The organism is Actinopolymorpha sp. B11F2, assembly GCF_040195635.1.
Classification (GTDB): domain Bacteria; phylum Actinomycetota; class Actinomycetes; order Propionibacteriales; family Actinopolymorphaceae; genus Thermasporomyces.
Genome location: NZ_JBEFTX010000002.1, coordinates 15,469 through 32,885, shown reverse-complemented (window position 1 = coordinate 32,885; position 17,417 = coordinate 15,469). Strand labels below are relative to the sequence as shown.

Sequence of the window (17,417 nt, the reverse complement as noted above, 5' to 3'; positions counted from 1 at the left end):
CGCCGGAGCCAAAGCCACCGGGCGGAGGAAATCGCATACACAATGGCCGCATGTGTATACAGTTTCCCCCGTGAGGTCAGCCGATCAAGCTACGGAGAAGGCCCTCGCTGGCCTTCCGACCACGTTCTCGTACACCGAGGCGCGCGCGGGCGGACTGTCCGACCGGCGCCTGTACGCGTTGCGTGACGCGGGGGTGATCGAACAACTCGGACGCGGGTTGTTCCGTCGGGCCGACTCAGCAGGCGAGGCTGATCCGGACCTGCTGGAGATCGCGCATCGCGCACCACGCGCGACGCTGTGCCTGACGACCGCCCTAGCCCGACACGGGCTGAGCGACACCATCCCAGCCCGCATCGACGTCGCCCTCCCACGGGGGCAGCGCCGACCGCGCACGCAGGCTCCGGTCATGTGGCATGCCTTCGCCCCGGACACCTTCGACATCGGCCGCGACGAACTGACATTGACCGAGCAAACAACCATCGGCATGTACAGCCCGGAGCGGTGCATCATCGACGCCTTCCGGCTGCGCCACCTCGAGGGATCCGACGTGGCTGTCGAGGCGTTACGCCGCTGGCTACGCCGCCGTGGCGCCCAGCCCGCGACGCTGCTGCGGATGGCTCGGGCGTTCCCGAAGGCCGAGCCGGCGCTCCGTGCCGCACTGGAGATCCTGCAATGACCGCGAACCGTCGACCCACGCGAACCACCGTCGAGGGCCGCGCTTACCTGGATCTGCAGCACCTGGCCCGCAGCCAGCATCGTCCCACCGACGAACTGCACCAGCTTTACGCGCTCGAGGGCTTCCTCGCTCGCCTCGCAACCTCCCAGCAGGGCGACAAGTTGGTGCTCAAAGGCGGCGTGCTTCTCGCCGCCTACGACGCCCGCCGACCGACCCGAGACGTGGACATGCAGGCCCGCGCGATCGTTGGTGAGCGCGAGGAGGTGCTGCGGCTCGTGCGTGACATCGCCGCCGTTCCCGTGAACGACGGGATTGTCTTTGATACCGGTGCGGCAACTGCAGAGATCATCCGGGATGACGACGAGTACAGCGGCGTCCGTGTCACGCTGACCGCGAGGCTGGCCAGCGCAAGGCTCAGCCTGCACGTCGACATCAACATCGGTGACCCGATCTACCCACCCCCGAGAATCGTGGACCTGCCCAGGCTCCTCGGCGGAACGATCAGCCTGCCCGGCTACCCGCTGCCGATGGTGTACGCGGAGAAGATCACCACCGCACTACAAAAGGGCACCATCAACACCCGCTGGCGCGACTTCGCAGACGTCTATCTCCTCACCGGACGTCACACCGTCGACGGGGCCGAACTACAGCGTGCGCTAGCCGAGGTGGCCGGTTACCGCCACGTGGAGTTGTGGCCGCTCGCGGATGCCCTCGATGGGTACGCCACACTGGCGCAAGCACGGTGGGCTTCCTGGCGACACAAACAGCGCCTGGACGACCGCCTGCCGTCGATATTTCTCGACGTGCTCAACGAGGTCACTGCGTTTGCCGATCCCGCACTGACAGCGACCGTCGCCAGCCGCCAGTGGGACCCCAAGACACGGACATGGGGCTAGCGGTGGCACAACGCCACTCACCGCACCTGCGCCTGAGCTGGACGCGACGGTCTCATCTCTCGTCGCCTCAGACCTCTGCGGGAGAGTCGCTGCTACCCAGGTGGCTGCGCAGCGAGCGGCCGGTGAACGACGTGGAGTGGGCCGCGATCTCCTCGGGCGTGCCTGCGGCCACCACCCGGCCGCCCAGGTGCCCGCCCTCGGGGCCGAGGTCGATGACGTGGTCGGCATGCTTCACCACGTCCATGTGATGCTCGATCACGAGGACCGTGTGCCCCGTGTCGACCAGCCGGTTGAGGCACTCGAGAAGGCGCGCGATGTCGGCCAGGTGGAGGCCGGTGGTGGGCTCGTCGAGGATGTACAGGGTGTGTCGGCCACGCTGCAGCTTGGACAGCTCCAGGGCAAGCTTGAGCCGCTGCGCCTCGCCTCCGGAGAGGGTGGTGGCGGACTGGCCCAACGTCAGGTAGCCGAGGCCGAGCTGGTCCAGCAGCGCCAGCTTGCGCACGATCGGGCGGTGGCCGGCGAAGAAGTCCAGCACCTCCTCGACGGACAGGTCCAGCACCTCTGCGATCGACTTTCCCTCGTGCGTCACCTCCAGCGTCTCGGCGTTGAAGCGGGTGCCGCGGCAGGCCTCGCACGGGGTCTCGGTGTCGGGCATGAAGTGCAGCTGGGTGAGCACGGTGCCGGTACCCGCGCAGTCGGGGCAGCGGCCTCCCTTGACGTTGAAGCTGAAGTGGCCGGGTCCGTACTCGCGGTGACGCGCTTCGGGCGTCGCCGCGAACAGCTCACGGATGGCGGTGTAGAAACCGAGATACGTGGCCGGGTTGGAGCGCGGGGTGCGCCCGATCGGCGACTGGTCGATGTCGACCACGCCCGAGAGATGCTCGAGCCCGTCGATGCGGTCGTGGAGGCCGTAGAGCTGTCGGGGATCGATCATCAGGTTACGCAGGCGCTGGTAGAGGATGTCGTTGACCAGGGTGCTCTTGCCTGACCCGGAGACCCCGGTCACGCACACGAGGAGGCCGAGGGGGAACTCCACGTCGATGCCTCGGAGGTTGTTCTCGCGGGCGTCGCGGACCACAAGCCGGCGCCCATCCGGCCGCCGCCGCGAGCTCGGCGTCGGGATCGAGCGGCCGCCAGAGAGGAACTGCCCGGTCGGGGACCGCTCGCACTCGAGGAGGTCATCCAAAGTGCCCTGAGCGACGACCTCCCCTCCGTGTACGCCCGCCCCGGGCCCCAGCTCGACCAGGTGGTCGGCGGCTCGGATCATGTCCTCGTCATGCTCGACGACGACCACCGTGTTGCCCAGGTCGCGCAGCCGGCGGAGCATGGCCACCATCCTCCCGGCGTCACGAGGATGGAGGCCGATGGTGGGCTCGTCGAGCACGTAGAGCATGCCCATCAGGCCCGATCCGATCTGGGTCGAGAGCCGGATGCGCTGCGACTCCCCGCCCGAAAGGGTGCTCGATCGGCGGTTGAAGTCGAGGTAGTCGAGACCGATGCCGACGAGGAGCTCGAGGCGGCCGGTGATCTCGTCCAGCACGTGCCCGGCCGCGCTACCACCCCGACGCGGCGGCGGCAGGGAGCGCAACGCCTGCAGCAGCTCGACGAAGTTCAGGCCGCCGAGCTCGTGCAGCGTACGCCCCCCGACTTCGAACAGCTGGCGTGAGGGACGCAGGCGGGTGCCCCGGCAATCGGGGCAGGTCATCTCCACCATCACCCGGCGCAGCCACTCGTCCATCTCCCTGCGTGTGTCGGAGCGCTGGCGGTAGGCGCGATAGGCGCGCTCGATGTGGCCCTGGACACCGTCGAACGCCATCTCCAGCCCGTCGCGGTCGAAGCCCCGGTCCCGGCGCAGCGCCTCGGGAGGGCGCAGCAGCGGGATGCGGACACCGCGGGTGCCGTGGAGAAGTACGTCCTGGGTCGGCCCGGGCAGGTCGGCGAAGGGGGTGTCGAGATCGAAGCCGTAGCGCACGGCCAGGCTGTAGAGCATGCGCGAGAACCATGTCTCGGCGTCGTAGGTGATGGTCGAGAAGCAGCCCTTGCGGATGCTCCTGCCGGGGTCGGGTATGAGCAGGTCCCGGTGCACCTGAAGGTACGTACCAAGCCCGGAGCAGGTGCGGCAGGCGACGGCCGGGTTGTTGAACATGAACAGCTGATGGGCCAGGTCGGAGGCGACGAACCCGTGCTCCGGGCAGCCAAGCTCGAGCGCCGCCGGAGCGGTGGGCACAATCCGAACGAAGTTCTCGCCCGTGACCAGGGCATCGCGCACGGCGGTGAGCAGCTGCCGCTCCGCCCCACGGTGCACGCTGAGACGGTCGCAGACGACCTCGAGAGCAGCGAACTCCTGGTCGGGCAGCTCGAGGTCCTCGGCCAGGTCCAGCTCGCGGCCGTCGGCGACGAGGTGGCGGTAGCCCTTGCGCCGCAGCTCGGTGAGGACGAAGCGCTGGTCCTCCCCGTAGACCGGATAGACGGGCGCGCGCAGGTCAACGGGCGTGCCCGCCGGCAGAGCCAGAACGCGCTCCACGACACGGCCCGGGGAGAGCACCGGCACCTCCCGAGCGCAGCGCGGGCAGTGGGCGTCGGCTGCGGTCGCGTAGAGGAGGTTGAGGTAGTTGCTGACGTCGGTCATGGTGCCCACGGTCGAGCGCGGGTTGGCGGTCGACGTCCGCTGCTCGATCGAGATGACGGGCGAGAGCCCGAGGACGAAGTCGACCTCGGGCTTGCGTACCTGGGCGATGAAGCGCTTGGCGAAGGTGGACAGCGACTCCATATAGCGGCGCTGCCCCTCCGCGTAGAGCGTGTCGAAGGCGAGCGAAGACTTACCCGATCCGGAAAGCCCGGTCAGCACCACCAGCTGGTCGCGGGGGATGTCGACGGTGATGTTCTTGAGGTTGTGCTCGCGCGCACCCCGGATCGAGATCTCGGTGCGTGGGGAAGCGTCCATCAGCCGGGGATCAGGTAGGCCTGGGCGTCGAGCTCGACCCGGCTGTGCTCGGTCAGGTGATAGGGCACCGAGGCCGGCACCAGCACCCCGTGGGCGGCAAGCCAGGGGCAGGCGAGGTAGGCGGCGGTGCCGATCCCGTACTCACGCTCGAAAGTGGCGCTGATCTCGGTCAGGGAGCGGATCGTCGCCTCCTCGCGGAAGTAGTCGAGTAGGAGCCCGAACAGCTCTTCCTGCCGCGAGACCAGATAGTCGTCGACGCGGTCCAGTTCCGTACGCACCGAGCCGCGCGTCGGCGGTGCGCCCAGGAAGCGGGTGTAGGCGCTCTCGAAGAAGGCGGGGTTCAGCTCCAGAGCCCGGACCAGCGCCTCCCGGTTGGGAATCTCGCCCCGGAGGAGCACCTCGACGACGGCCAGCGCCCGCACCGCGTCCATCAGCCACACGGCCGCGTAATGCGGATCGTCCGCGACCTCCAGCCACTTCTCCGTCTTGTCCAGCAACGGAACCACGCCGGCGGCGCTGCGCAGCAGGGCAACCCGCCGGTCGTGCTCACCGAGGACGCGCGCGTCCTCGAACACGCGGCTCAGGCCCTCGTCGCGTGTGAACAGGATCCGGCCCAGGGAATTCATCGACATGAAGGCCCCCGTAGCTGATTGGATCCTGCGCCGGAACTCGGCGCGAGTCATGACGGAAGCGTTGATGAGCACGCCCTGCTCGGTCAAGGGCACGCTCTCGGAGCCGCTCCGCGCCTTCCGGTCATCGCGGACGATGACCAAGTCGATGTCGGAACGCTCCCACACCGTGGCATAGGCCAGGCTGCCGAAGAGCATCGCAGCCACGACCGTGGGGTCGGACTCGAGCTTGCGGACCAGCGAGGCGAGGGCAGACTCGAAATGCTCTCGCACGGGGCCGGAAACCACCACTGGCATTCGAAGCATATTGCCACGCGGCATCCACCCATGCAATGGCGATCGGCCGCAGAACCTTGTCGACGAGCTTGGGAGCGCCGCCCCACCATTGTTCGGCGTGTGGGGCATGTGGGAGGTCGGCGGCACAAGTCGTTCGCGGCCGCCAGTGCAATATGCTTGAGTATTGACATAAATGCATGATCGGTGCACAGTGCTGACATGAGTGAGGACCGTCCCACGGTGCTGCGGCTGCTCCGGGAGAGCCACGAGGAGCGAGTTCTTGCAGCCCTGCGCACGCGTGGCGCGCTCGGACGGGCACAGCTCGAGGACATCACCGGCTTGTCTCGAACCACCCTGTCGGCAATCGTCCGGCACCTGATTGCCATCGGCGCGGTAGTCGAGGTCACCGACGTCACCGCTTCCCAGCCCAGGCGTGGACGCCCCGCCGGCGTACTGGCGTTGAACAAGTCCGGCGGACTGGCGGTCGGAATCGACCTCGGCCACCGGCGTACGCACGTCGTCATCGTGAACGTTGCGCACGAGGTTGTCGCCTCACGCGGAGCACCCTGCGCCGAGAAGACATCCTGGCGGCGCAGAGTGGAGCTCGCACTCAGGCTGGTCGATGACCTCACGTCGAACTCCGCGATATCGCTCGCCGCCCTGGGCGGTGTCGGGGTCGGCGTCGTCGGTCCGGTGGCCGGGTCAGCAGCAGGCGCGGCCCGATCGCGACCGGGCCGCACGGACCTGGTTCACCGCATGCTTGCCGAACGGTTCGACGTCCCCATCTTTGTCGACAACAACACGCGCCTTGCCGCACTCGCAGAGGCCATCTGGGGCAGCGCCACGGGCATCCAGAACGTCCTCTACGTGCGGCTGTCGTACGGCGTCGGCGGTGGACTCATCCTCGGTGGGCACCTCTTCGCTGGTGCCGACGGCGGCGCTGGCGAGGTTGGGCATGTGTCGGTCGATCCGCAGGGACTTGCCTGTTGGTGCGGGGGCCGCGGATGCCTGGAGCGCTACGTGTCGCTCGGTGCGGTGCTGGAGCAGTGCCACTCTCGCGATCTCGACGGAGTGCTCGGACGACTACGTGTAGGCGACTCCGACGTCAATGCCGTCTTCGCCACAGCGGGCGAGCGGATCGGGCGGGTCCTCGCGGCCTCCTGCAATGTCCTCAACCCGGAAGCCATCGTCATCGGAGGGGAGCTCGCTGCCGCGGGGCAGCCGCTCCTCGACCCTGCCTGGGAGGCAATCCAGGCATACGCCCACCGCCAGGTGCGCCGCCGGCTGTCCTTTCGGACCGCCAGCCTCGGCGAGCTGGGAGCAGCACGTGGAGGGGTCGCGCTGGTTCTCCGCCAATCCGAGCTGCTCGCCGGGTATCCGAGCGGAGGCCCGGCCGGGACGACGAAGCAACGAAAGAGAGTCACCAGCAAACGCTGCTCGTAGCCGATGGAGGGATCATGCATCATCCATCTCGAAGCGACGGTCTCACCGAGCAAGGCGCACTACACCACGAACGAGAGCACACGCGATCACTCTCACGTCGCCGCATGCTGACCCTCCTGGGCGTTGCCGGCACCGGCATCGGCGCCGCATCATGCGTCGACACCTCCGGAACCACCAGCGGCACGGGCGGTTCGCCGGATTCTCAAAGGCCGACCGGGACGATTCGAATCCCCGACCCGGCGGGCACGCTGCCAACGGGTGACGTCGAGCTGCGCTGGATGGACTCCGGCGACATGAAGGCACGGTTCTTCGAAGACTTCTTCCCGGTGTACGAAGAGAAGCACAAGAACATCAGCGTCCGCTACGAAGGGACGAACTGGAACCAGATCACCGAGGTGGTCACCCTCGGCGTGCGCAACGGCACGGCACCCGACGTGTTCCAGTTGCCGGTCCAGATCACCATGGGCATGGCCGTGTCGAATCGTTGGATCGGTGCGTACGACGACATCGTTCCCGACTTCTCGGCTGTCAAGGAGCGCTTTCCGCCGGGTGCGTTCGCCGACGGCGTCACCGACTTCGGTGGAAAGACGTACGCCCTGCCGCTGACCGGGCAGCAACGGATCAACACCCTGCTGCTCTTCAACGCCGACCTGGCCAGGGGACTCGACGTCGACCTGGGTACGGAAGTCCTCACCTGGCAGCAGTTCCGCGAGGTCACCAAGCAAATCACCAAGCAGGGCGCCGGAAGCTACTACGGCACCATCTTTGGGCTCGCCCAACCAGGAGGCCTCTCCACCCCGATCAACGCGATGTGTGAAATGGCTGGTGTGCACGGTGGCGCCGAAGGTGTCGACCTGCGCACCGGCAAATTCAACGTCACCAACCCGGCAGTGATCGAGGCGATCGAGCTGATATTGGCGATCAAGTCCGACGGCAGCGCCCATCCGGACTCGATCAACCTCGACGCACCAGGCGCCAGGGCGCGGATGCCCCTGGGACAGGCCGGGATCATGATGCAAGGCCCCTGGAACATCGTCCCCTGGCAGGAGGAGAACCCGGAGTTCCGGCTCGGCCTCAACCTGCCTCCGCAACAGGACCCGAATGACATCTGGCCGTCGACTCACGGTCCTGGCGGTTCGAACAACTACGTCTACTCGAGCAAGTCCAAGCTCACCGCGGTCATCGGCGACATCATGGCCTATCTCACCACGGCCGCCGGGCAGGTGCAGATCGGTCTACGCATCGGTGCGGCCGACCCGCCCGCGCTCCCCGATGCCATCCACGAACTCGATCCCGATCCCCTGCAGCGTAAGGCACTCGAGCTCGGGACAAAGCACACCGTGTTGCGCCCCGAACCCGCCGCGCGGAACCCCGACGTGGCGAAGGTGTACGAAGCCCAGGTCCCGGCCACACCGACCTTCAGTGACACCCTCGTCGGTCTCTACACCGGCCAGATCAAGGACGGTGTCGAAGCCGCGATGCGGCAGATGGAAGACCGGCTGGAAAAGTCACTGGACGATGCGATCGCGAAGGCCAGGTCGCGCGGTGCGGACGTCGACCGGGACGACTGGGTCTTCTCCGACTGGGATCCACGCAAGCCCTACACCGCGTTGTACGAACAATGAGCAGGTCCTCGCTCACACAGCGGATCCGGGCCGCGTGGGCGGTCTACCTGCTGATGGTTCCTGGGTTCATCCTCATTGCGATGTTCTCCTTCTATCCGCTTGTCATGTCGTGGTACTACGCGTTCTTCGACTGGAGCGGAGTCGACGCGGCGAAGTACTTTGTCGGCTTGCAGAACTTCCGCGACCTGATGGCCGACGAGTACTTCTGGAACGCCTTCGCCCGCTCGCTGTGGTTCGCCGGCGTAGCGACGCCGATCGAGTTGTTCCTGTCACTCCTACTCGCGATCGTCCTCAACGACCGGGCGCTCCGGCTGGCACCGTTGTTCCGGACGCTCTTCTTCATTCCGGTGGTCACCACGACCGCGATCGTCAGCATCGTCATGAGCATGGTGTTCTCCAGCTTCAACGGGCCGGCGAACCAGGCGCTGCGGGCGCTCGGCGCGATCGAGGAACCGATCGGCTTCCTCGCCGACACCCGGACGGTGATGTGGACGGCGATCGGGCTGTTCGTGTGGAAGTGGCTCGGGCAGCCGATGATCTACTGGCTGGCCGGGTTGCAGACCATCCCGAACGAGTTGTACGAAGCCGCACAGGTCGACGGGGCTGGGTGGTGGCGGCGCACGATCTCGATCACCGCACCGATGCTGACGCCGTTCGCGGTCGTCATCGCGCTCATTGTGCTGGTGGGGAACATGCAGGTGTTCGCGTTCATGCAGGCGCTGACCCATGGCGGGCCGTACTTCTCCACCGAGGTGATGGAGCTCTACATCTACCGAATGGCCTTTGGCGCCCAGGGGCAGGTGTCGATTCAGCGTCTCGGATACGCCTCGGCTGCCGGCGTGCTGTTCGGAATCCTGCTGATCGTCCTCGCCGTTGCACAGATCTTCACCGCACGCAAGTTCCGTCGCGGCGCCGGCCTGGCGGGAGCGTCATGACAACGACACGAGACGTCTGGGCCCGTTCTTCGCCGGACACACGTTCGGATCCGTCGACGAAGCGCTGGTGGCACATGCCCCGCGGCGGCGTGTCCCGGGGGCGCGGCCAGAGGCTGCTGACCTACGCGATCCTCACACCCATCGCGCTGGTGTGGATCTATCCGTTTCTGTGGATGATGTCGGCGTCGGTGCGTCCGAACGGCAAGGTGTTCGCCGGGCTCGGACTCTTCCCTACCAAGTGGTTCTGGAACAACTACACCGAGGCCTGGGTCGACGCGGAGATCGGAAGGTACTTCATCAACACGGTCATCGTGTCGGTCTCGGGGGTGGCCATCGTGGTGTTCACCACCGCAACCATGGGCTATGCCTTGGGCAGGTACGCCTTTCCCGGCCGCAAGATACTGTTCGCGGCCCTGGCCGCGCTGGTGTTCCTCCCCCAGGGCTACACGATCATCCCGATCTTCGACCTGATCACGAAGCTGAACCTCGACGGCACGCTGTTCGGCATCATCCTCGCCGAGAGTGGGCAGGCCCACATCATCCAGCTGCTGCTCTATGCCGGCTATTTCCGGCAGCTTCCCAAAGAGTTGGAGGAGTCGGCCACGATAGACGGCGCCGGCTTCTTCACAGTGTTCTTCCGGATCTTCCTGCCACTGGCAAAGCCGGTGACGGCCACCGTGATCATCCTGCAGTTCATCGCCAGCTGGAACGACTTCCTCCTGCCGCTTGTGCTCACGTTGAGCCAGCCAGAGCTGCGCACCCTCGCAGTGGCGGTCTACTCCTTCCAGGGCGAGAACTTCACCAACTATGCCCAGATGAACGCCGCCAGCACGATCAGCCTGCTGCCCGTCATCGTCGTCTTCCTGTTGCTCCAACGCTATTTCGTCGAAGGGATCGCAGGCGCCGTCAAACAGTGACCTGCGAAAGCGCACAGCACCCGAGCACCTCCGCACCTCGGGCTCGGGCCGCGCCACGCAGAAGGGACCGGAAGAGATGGCCGAGCCGAGCAAGGTCGACAGTCGTCATTCCCCCACGGGCCTGTCACGTAACCTCCGGAGGGCGGCCGGCATCGCCGCTGTCGCCGTCGTGCTCCTGGCCTCCACCGCCCATGCAGTGGTCGGCGTGGGCGAGCGAAAAGCCCCCACCGGCGACGCCACGGTCGACGCCAACCAAGACCCGCGGACCCGGATCGTCGTCGAACCGGCACGGGCCAGGGGTGCGATCAGCCCGCTGCTCTACGGCGTCAACCACCGCTACGCCTACGACGGCTTCGGGATGTGGGACAGCGGCCAGCACCGCGCTTATCCAGGGCTCGTCGCCCAGACGCGCGCGGCCGGAGTGACAGCGGTCCGCTACCCGGGCGGCACGATCGCGAACACCTTCCGCTGGAAGCGCGCAGTCGGCCCCGTCGGGCAACGCGAGCGGAGCCCTCACGGCACGGCGTCCTTCGGTGAGCCACTAGCCGCGGAGTTCGGCCCCGACGAGTTCGGCCAGTTCCTCGAACAGCTCGACGCCGCCGGCAGCATCGTGGTGAACTTCGCCACCGGCGACGCCCGGGAGGCCGCCGATTGGGTGGAGTACATGACCGCGCCGGCCGGGTCCAACCCTCGTGGTGGCACGGCCTGGGCCGACGTGCGCGCCGACAACGGTCATCCCGCGCCGTACGACATTCCGTACTGGGAGGTCGCCAACGAGCCTGATCTCGCCGCTCAGGAGTACTGGCGCTCCGGCGAGAGTGAGGCGTCGACGCACGAGCTCTATGCGTTCGGCGGCTCGACGCGGTTCGAACGCCAACCGGTCGCGACCTACGACGATCACGGCCCTAACGCCGCCGTCAGCAACGGCGCCGCCGGACAGGTGAAGTACGCGAAGTACCCACCGGTCGCGCCGTCCGGCCAGACCGTTCTTGTCGATGGTCAGGAGTGGCGTCAGGTCACCGACCTCGACTCGGCCGGCACGGAGGACGTCTACGAGCTGGACCGCGACACCGGAAAGATCACCTTCGGCGACGGCGCGCACGGCAACATCCCCGCCGAGGATGCCGTCATCACGCTCACCTACACCTCCGGCCCGCACGACGGCTTCGTCGACTTCTACCGCGAGATGAAGGCGGTCAACCCCGACATCCAGGTGTGCTCGGCGATGCCGACGGTCGGATTCCTTGCCGCGATGGGGTCCGAGCATGCGTACGACTGCGTGGTGCAACACCCCTACGTCGGCCCCAACCAGCTGTCGAACGACCTGCCCGTCGAGGAGTTTCGTGCACAGTTCCTCGCGCAGGCGGACAACCGATCCGCGGTGGTCGCTGCTGCGCAGGAACGGATCAGGACGCACGCCGGTGAACGGTCCGAGGACGTCTCGATCGTGGTGTCGGAGTACGGCCATCTCGCACGAAGTAACCCACAGGGAGTGGAGCACTACCACCGCTCGCTCGACCAGGGTCTCTACAACGCCGAACTGCTGCGCGAGCTCATCGACCTCGGCGGAGTGTCGGTCGCGATGCGGCACACCCTCGTCGACTACGTCTTCGCCGAACCACCGGAGGGCTCGACGGCGGTCGGCGCCCCCGACAACGCGATCATCGCGGGCCCCGGGCCCGAGACGGTTCCGCAGGGACAGGCCCACGTCTTCACCCTGTTCACCCAGATGATGGGCGACACGCTCGTGGCGAGCCAGGTGGTCGACTCGCCGGTACACATGCTGCAGAACGGTGACCACCTGCAGGCGGTGACCGCGCTCGCCGGCACGGACGACCGGCGACAGCTGTACCTGATCGTCATCAACCGCGACGCCCGTCAGGACGTGACGGCCCGCGTCGATCCGGTCGGCTACCGGCACGGTTCCGCAGCCGAGGTGTGGACGGTCAACGGTCCAAGCTACCTGTCGTACAACACCCCGACCCGGCCCGACACGGTCCGGCTCACCACCCGGACGGTCGCCGTCGGGCATGGAGGGTTCGACCACACGTTCCCCGCGCACTCGGTGACCGCGATCAAGCTCAGTGAAAGGAGCTAGGCGTGACAGGCAACCCCGGGTTTGCTCAGCTCGATCGCCGGCGTTTCCTCGAGGCGACGCTCGCCGGAGGTGGCGCTCTTGCAGGTTGGTCGCTTCTCGGCGGTGCCGAGACTCGGCCGGCTTCCGCGACGTCCACGTCCTACCAAACCTACGGCGGAGCCGCGCGGATCCTGTCGATGAACCGGAACTGGCTGTTCGGCGGCCGTCTCACGCCAGGGAGCACTAGCCCTGGCTTCGACGACACGCGGTTCGCGCGGGTAGCCGTCCCCCACACGGTGGTCGATCTCTCCTGGCGCAGATGGGAAAGCTCACCGTGGGAGGAGGTCTTCGTCTACCGCCGCCACTTCGACGTACCTCCCGACCTGCTCGGCCATCGACTGTTCCTCGACTTCGAGGCGGTCAACGTAGTCGCGACGCCGTACCTCAACGGCAGCGAACTCGAGCGACACTCTGGCGGCTACCTTCCGTTCAGCCGTGAGATCACAGATCACGTGAAACAGCGCGGAAACGTGCTGGCACTGGCCGTCGACTCACGCTGGCTCCAGGTGCCGCCCTCGGGCGACCCAGCCGGCGCCCCGAGCCCGGACTTTCTCCAACCCGGTGGAGTCGTCCGTCCCGTCACCCTGCGGGCGGTACCGCAGATCTTCGTCAAGGACGTGTTCGCCAAGCCCGTGAATGTCCTTGACGCCGATCGTCGCGTCGACGTGATCTGCACGATCGACGCTGCAGTAGCTCCCGCGCGGCCCGTGCGCGTGGACGTCACCTTGCGGCAGGGTTCACGCGTCGTCGCCCGCGACTCCACCGCAGTCGAGATCGCACGCCCCGGTGAGGCCACGGTGCACCTCACGCTCCCCGACCTCGGGACCATCGCGCTGTGGGATGTCGACGCCCCGCACCTGCATGACGTCGAGACCGTGCTCTCGATTCCTCCGCAGCCGGTGCACGAGCACCGAGCCCGTCTCGGATTCCGCGACGCGCGATTCGAGATGGATGGATTCTTCCTCAACGGTCGCAGGCTCCCGCTGTTCGGACTGAACCGCCACGAGCTCCACCCGTACAGGGGTTTCGCGATGCCCGCGCGGGTCCAACGACGCGACGCCGAGATACTCCGACACGAACTGAACTGCATCATGGTGCGCTGCTCCCACTACCCGCAGTCCGCGGCCTTTCTCGACGCCTGCGACGAACTGGGACTGCTGGTCTGGGAGGAGATGCCGGGCTGGCACTACATCGGTGACGAGGCATGGCAGGACCTCGCGGTGCGCGACGTGGAACAGATGGTGCTCCGCGACCGGAACCGTCCCTCGGTGGTGGTCTGGGGTGTACGCATCAACGAGTCCGTCGATGATCCGGCCTTCTACGCCCGAACCGAGCAGGCCGCGAAGACGTACGACGGAACGCGTCCCACCTCGGGTGCGGTGAATGGACCGCGGTACCTTTCCGAGAACTTCCAGCACGACGTCTTCGGTTTCAACGACTATTCGGGCACCGCGACCTTGCGTCCGCCGCGCGAGGACCGTCCGTACCTCGTTACCGAGGCGGTCGGCCAGTGGCCGCGCTTCCAGCAGTTCTACCGGCGTACGGATCCACCAGATGTCCAGCAGCAGCAGGCGCTCTACCACGCCGAGGTGCACAACCACGCGAACTCGAACGACCGCTACTGCGGCGTGCTCGCCTGGGCGGCTTTCGACTACAGCTCGGCCCGGTCCAATACGTACGACCGGCTGAAGTGGTCGGGGGTGGTCGATGTCTTCCGCGTCCCCAAGCCGGGCGCGGCGATCTACCAGGCACAGGTCGATCCGGCTACTCGACCGGTGATCCAGCCCGCCTTCTTCTGGCACTTCGGTGACCTCATGCCGGAGGGCCCGGGTGCCGAGGCGTTGGTGGCGTCGAACTGTGACCGCCTCGAGGTCCTCCTCGACGACCGCCACCACGCCACTGTCGTCCCGGATCGGGAGCGGTTCCCCCATCTTCGGTATCCACCGTCGCTCGTCGACCTCGGGGGCGTCGCCGCCGAACGACCGCCGGAGCTACGGATCGACGGCTACGTCGGCGACCAGCGCGTCGTGTCCCGTTCCTTCTCCGCCGATCGGACGCGTGACCGGCTGCTCCTCGCGGCCGACGACGACAATCTCGCGGGCGACGGCTCGGACGCCACCCGCGTGGTGTTTCGCGCGGTGGACCGTTACGGGGCACCGCGGCCCTACGCCGGGGGCACGGTCACCCTGCGACTCACTGGTCCGGCGGATCTGATCGGAGACAACCCCTTCCCGTTCGCCGACGCGGGAGGTGTGGGCGCGGTCTGGGTCCGGTCGGTCGACGGTGGCGCCGGGCCGGTGCGCGTGACCGCCACCCATCCCGACCTCGGATCCCCGGCGATCACGATCCTGGTCCGCGGCGTCGCACCAGAGTGGGAGGGATGAACCATGGAATCCAGGCGATTCGGTGTGTGCGCCGCACTGACGACGACAGTGTTCTTGGCCCTGCTCGCAATGTCCGCCGCGGTCGTACCACCGAGGTCTCACGCGGAGAGCGTCAGCACGGACGTGGCCCAGGACGACCGGCCCTGGTTGGACTCGTCCCTGCCGATCGGGCAACGCGTCGAGCTCCTGCTCTCGCGTCTGACGTTGGAGGAGAAGACCCAACAGATGTACGGCGTCGGCCGGCCACGCGGCGTGCACTCGGTCGGCTACGTCCCCGGTGTGCCACGCCTGGGTATACCGCCCCTGCAGTTGGCCGATGGCCCTCTCGGCGTCAAGGACAGTTGCTTCGGAGAGATCTATCCGGACAACTGCAAGCTGGGGCCGTCCACGGCGTTGCCGGCCACCGTGTCCCTCGCCGCGTCGTTCGATCCTGACCTGGCCTATGCGTACGGACGAATGATTGGCGAGGAGGCCCGCGCCCGCGGCGTCGACGTACTCTACGGCCCGGCGATGAACATCGTCCGGGTGGCACAGGGCGGGCGGAACTTCGAGTACTTCAGCGAGGATCCCTACCTCACCGGACACCTGGCTGCCGCCTGGTCCCGCGGCCTCCAGAGCCAGGACGTCGCGGCCCAGCTCAAGCACTACGCGCTGAACAACCAGGAGCTCGACCGACACAGCACCACGTCGAATGTCGACGAGCAGACGATGCGGGAGATCTACCTGCCGGCCTGGCAGATCGCCGCCACAGACGGGCAGGCGTACTCGGTGATGTGCGCCAACAACATGGTCAACGGTGTTCACAACTGTGAGAACGCCTATCTGATCCGCGAGATCCTCGAAGGAGAATGGGGCTTTGACGGAGTGGTCGGCTCCGACTATGCCGCCACCACCAGTGCGATCGGCTCGGTCAACGGCGGCCTTGACCAGTCGTTCACCGGCCGCGAGTGGGGAAAGTGGTACGACCAACTGGCCGAACTGGTGCGGCAGGGCGAGGTCAGCGAGGCACTGATCGACGAGCGGGTGCGTCGGATCCTCACCATGAGGTTCCGCCTGAAGATGTTCGACGCCGACCGCGTGCCGGCAAGGCCGGTCGCGGTCGAGCGCAATGGCGCGTTCTCCCGCACGGTGGCCGAGCAGGGTGCTGTCCTGCTGAAGAACGACCGGAGTGTCCTACCGCTGGACGCGTCGTCGCTGCGTTCGATCGCGGTGATTGGTGACTATGCGGCCGTCGCACACCCGGGTGGCGGCGGAAGTTCGCGGGTAGTTCCGTACTACACGGTCAGCCCACTGAAAGGGATCCGGGATCGGGTCAGTGACGACGTGCAGGTGACCACCACGACCGGTGGCGACCTCGACCAGGCCGCGGAGGTCGCACGCGACGCGGACGTCGCGGTGGTCATCGCCCACGCCGATCAGAGGGAAGGCGAGGACCGCGCCGACATCGACCTGCCCGGCGACCAGGACCAGCTCATCGAGAGGGTCCACGCGGCTAACCCGCGCACCGTCGTCGTCTTGAACACCGGAGGCGCTGTGCGGATGCCATGGGTCTCAGACGTCCACGCCCTGTTGCAGATGTGGTATCCCGGTGAGGAGAACGGCAACGCCTTGGCCGCCTTGTTGTTCGGCGACGCAGACCCGTCTGGCAGGTTGCCAGTGACGTTCCCGGTGAACCTCGAGCAGGACTGCTGCCACAGCCCGCCGCGCTACCCGCACACCGACGGTGCGTACGAATATTCCGAACAGCTGCAGGTCGGCTACCGGTGGTACGACGCGCAACGCATCGAGCCGCTGTTTCCGTTCGGTTTCGGCCTGTCGTACACCACTTTCGACTACGCCGATCTGGAGGTCACACCCACATCCGTCACCCCGGGCCGAGCCGTCAAGGTCAGCTTGCAGGTGACCAACACCGGGCCGCGCGCCGGAACCGCGACACCGCAGGTCTACCTCGGGTTCCCTGACACTGTGAGCCAGCCACCCCGCAGACTGGTCGCGACCGAGAAGGTCCGCCTGGCCCCCGGCCAGAGCGAACGCGTGACCATGACCCTGCCGGCCTCGGCGCTTTCGTACTGGAACACCGCAGCGCACAATTGGGACGTCGCGCCCGGCACGTACACAGTGTTCGCAGGCGCGTCGTCACGCGACCTCCCACTGCAGAAGACGTTCCAGGCCCACCACGCCGACGGCGCCCAGGGCCTCACCGTCACCGCGCCGGACCTGGTGGCAGGCGGCACGACTGCCGAGGTCTCCGTGACCCTCAACAACACCGGAAGCCAGGTTCTCGCCACTCCTCACATCGGTCTCACTGCGCCTGCCGGCTGGGATGTCGCGTTGGCCTCTCCGCCGCCGGCCGTGGTGCCACTGCATGACAGTGTTCGGGTCAGCTACCGGGTGCGCGTTCCGCACGATGCTGGACCGGCGCTGTACGTACTCACTGCGAGGGCACGATGGAGTGGCCTGGTTGCCGGCTCCGCAGCCCGGGCGATCAGCCTGAACGCGATCCAATGACAAGGAGGAGACGTTTGCCCAGCCGTCGCCGGCTCAACGGTCGCTTG

General features: G+C 67.0%; 11 protein-coding genes. 9 read left to right on the top strand and 2 right to left on the bottom strand.

Features of this window, described 5'->3' with window-relative positions; genetic code table 11:
- Nucleotides 1-70 precede the first annotated feature (70 nt).
- Entirely contained in the window at nt 71-676 is a 606-nt protein-coding gene (locus tag ABN034_RS04035) for a type IV toxin-antitoxin system AbiEi family antitoxin domain-containing protein (RefSeq protein ID WP_349689615.1), read from the top strand.
- Nucleotides 673-1,572, top strand: coding sequence for a nucleotidyl transferase AbiEii/AbiGii toxin family protein (locus ABN034_RS04030; protein ID WP_349689614.1), 900 nt, complete (start codon nt 673-675; stop codon nt 1,570-1,572). The genes ABN034_RS04035 and ABN034_RS04030 overlap by 4 nt, the downstream gene beginning before the upstream one ends.
- Nucleotides 1,573-1,639: 67 nt before the next feature.
- On the opposite strand, the gene uvrA is transcribed toward ABN034_RS04030, so the two are convergent.
- Together uvrA and ABN034_RS04020 are read right to left on the bottom strand one after the other, a co-directional pair.
- The gene (gene uvrA, locus ABN034_RS04025; RefSeq protein ID WP_349689613.1) at nt 1,640-4,516 is read right to left on the bottom strand and encodes an excinuclease ABC subunit UvrA; all 2,877 of its coding nucleotides are present in this window, start codon (nt 4,514-4,516) and stop codon (nt 1,640-1,642) included.
- Nucleotides 4,516-5,442 (bottom strand): nucleotidyltransferase domain-containing protein, encoded by a 927-nt coding sequence (locus tag ABN034_RS04020; RefSeq protein ID WP_349689612.1) that lies wholly within the window; start codon nt 5,440-5,442, stop codon nt 4,516-4,518. The genes uvrA and ABN034_RS04020 overlap by 1 nt, the downstream gene beginning before the upstream one ends.
- Nucleotides 5,443-5,640: 198 nt before the next feature.
- Here ABN034_RS04020 and ABN034_RS04015 point away from each other — a divergent pair, with 198 nt between their 5' ends.
- From ABN034_RS04015 to ABN034_RS03985, 7 genes are all read left to right on the top strand, one after another.
- Nucleotides 5,641-6,864: an ROK family protein gene (locus ABN034_RS04015; protein ID WP_349689611.1), complete on the top strand. Its 1,224-nt coding sequence runs from the start codon at nt 5,641-5,643 to the stop codon at nt 6,862-6,864.
- Between the two features lie 104 nt (nt 6,865-6,968).
- Nucleotides 6,969-8,489: an ABC transporter substrate-binding protein gene (locus ABN034_RS04010; RefSeq protein WP_349689610.1), complete on the top strand. Its 1,521-nt coding sequence runs from the start codon at nt 6,969-6,971 to the stop codon at nt 8,487-8,489.
- Nucleotides 8,486-9,424, top strand: a complete 939-nt coding sequence (locus ABN034_RS04005) for a carbohydrate ABC transporter permease (protein WP_349689609.1) — start codon at nt 8,486-8,488, stop codon at nt 9,422-9,424. The genes ABN034_RS04010 and ABN034_RS04005 overlap by 4 nt, the downstream gene beginning before the upstream one ends.
- On the top strand, nt 9,421-10,341 hold the full coding sequence (locus ABN034_RS04000; protein WP_349689608.1) for a carbohydrate ABC transporter permease: 921 nt from the start codon (nt 9,421-9,423) through the stop codon (nt 10,339-10,341). The genes ABN034_RS04005 and ABN034_RS04000 overlap by 4 nt, the downstream gene beginning before the upstream one ends.
- A gap of 76 nt (nt 10,342-10,417) precedes the next feature.
- Nucleotides 10,418-12,439, top strand: coding sequence for an alpha-L-arabinofuranosidase family protein (locus tag ABN034_RS03995; RefSeq protein ID WP_349689607.1), 2,022 nt, complete (start codon nt 10,418-10,420; stop codon nt 12,437-12,439).
- Nucleotides 12,440-12,441: 2 nt separating this feature from the next.
- Nucleotides 12,442-14,862 (top strand): glycoside hydrolase family 2 protein, encoded by a 2,421-nt coding sequence (locus tag ABN034_RS03990; RefSeq protein ID WP_349689606.1) that lies wholly within the window; start codon nt 12,442-12,444, stop codon nt 14,860-14,862.
- A 3-nt stretch (nt 14,863-14,865) separates the two neighbouring features.
- A complete protein-coding gene (locus tag ABN034_RS03985; RefSeq protein WP_349689605.1) occupies nt 14,866-17,370 on the top strand; it encodes a glycoside hydrolase family 3 protein in 2,505 nt (834 codons plus the stop codon).
- Nucleotides 17,371-17,417: the final 47 nt, after the last annotated feature.

Coding starts and splice junctions, on each gene's coding strand:
- ABN034_RS04030 (WP_349689614.1), top strand. CDS start 673: ATGACCGCGAACCGTCGACCCACGCGAACCACCGTCGAGGGCCGCGCT.
- ABN034_RS04005 (WP_349689609.1), top strand. CDS start 8,486: ATGAGCAGGTCCTCGCTCACACAGCGGATCCGGGCCGCGTGGGCGGTC.
- ABN034_RS04020 (WP_349689612.1), bottom strand. CDS start 5,442: ATGCCAGTGGTGGTTTCCGGCCCCGTGCGAGAGCATTTCGAGTCTGCC.
- ABN034_RS04010 (WP_349689610.1), top strand. CDS start 6,969: ATGCTGACCCTCCTGGGCGTTGCCGGCACCGGCATCGGCGCCGCATCA.
- ABN034_RS04015 (WP_349689611.1), top strand. CDS start 5,641: ATGAGTGAGGACCGTCCCACGGTGCTGCGGCTGCTCCGGGAGAGCCAC.
- ABN034_RS04000 (WP_349689608.1), top strand. CDS start 9,421: ATGACAACGACACGAGACGTCTGGGCCCGTTCTTCGCCGGACACACGT.
- ABN034_RS03995 (WP_349689607.1), top strand. CDS start 10,418: ATGGCCGAGCCGAGCAAGGTCGACAGTCGTCATTCCCCCACGGGCCTG.
- ABN034_RS03985 (WP_349689605.1), top strand. CDS start 14,866: ATGGAATCCAGGCGATTCGGTGTGTGCGCCGCACTGACGACGACAGTG.
- uvrA (WP_349689613.1), bottom strand. CDS start 4,516: ATGGACGCTTCCCCACGCACCGAGATCTCGATCCGGGGTGCGCGCGAG.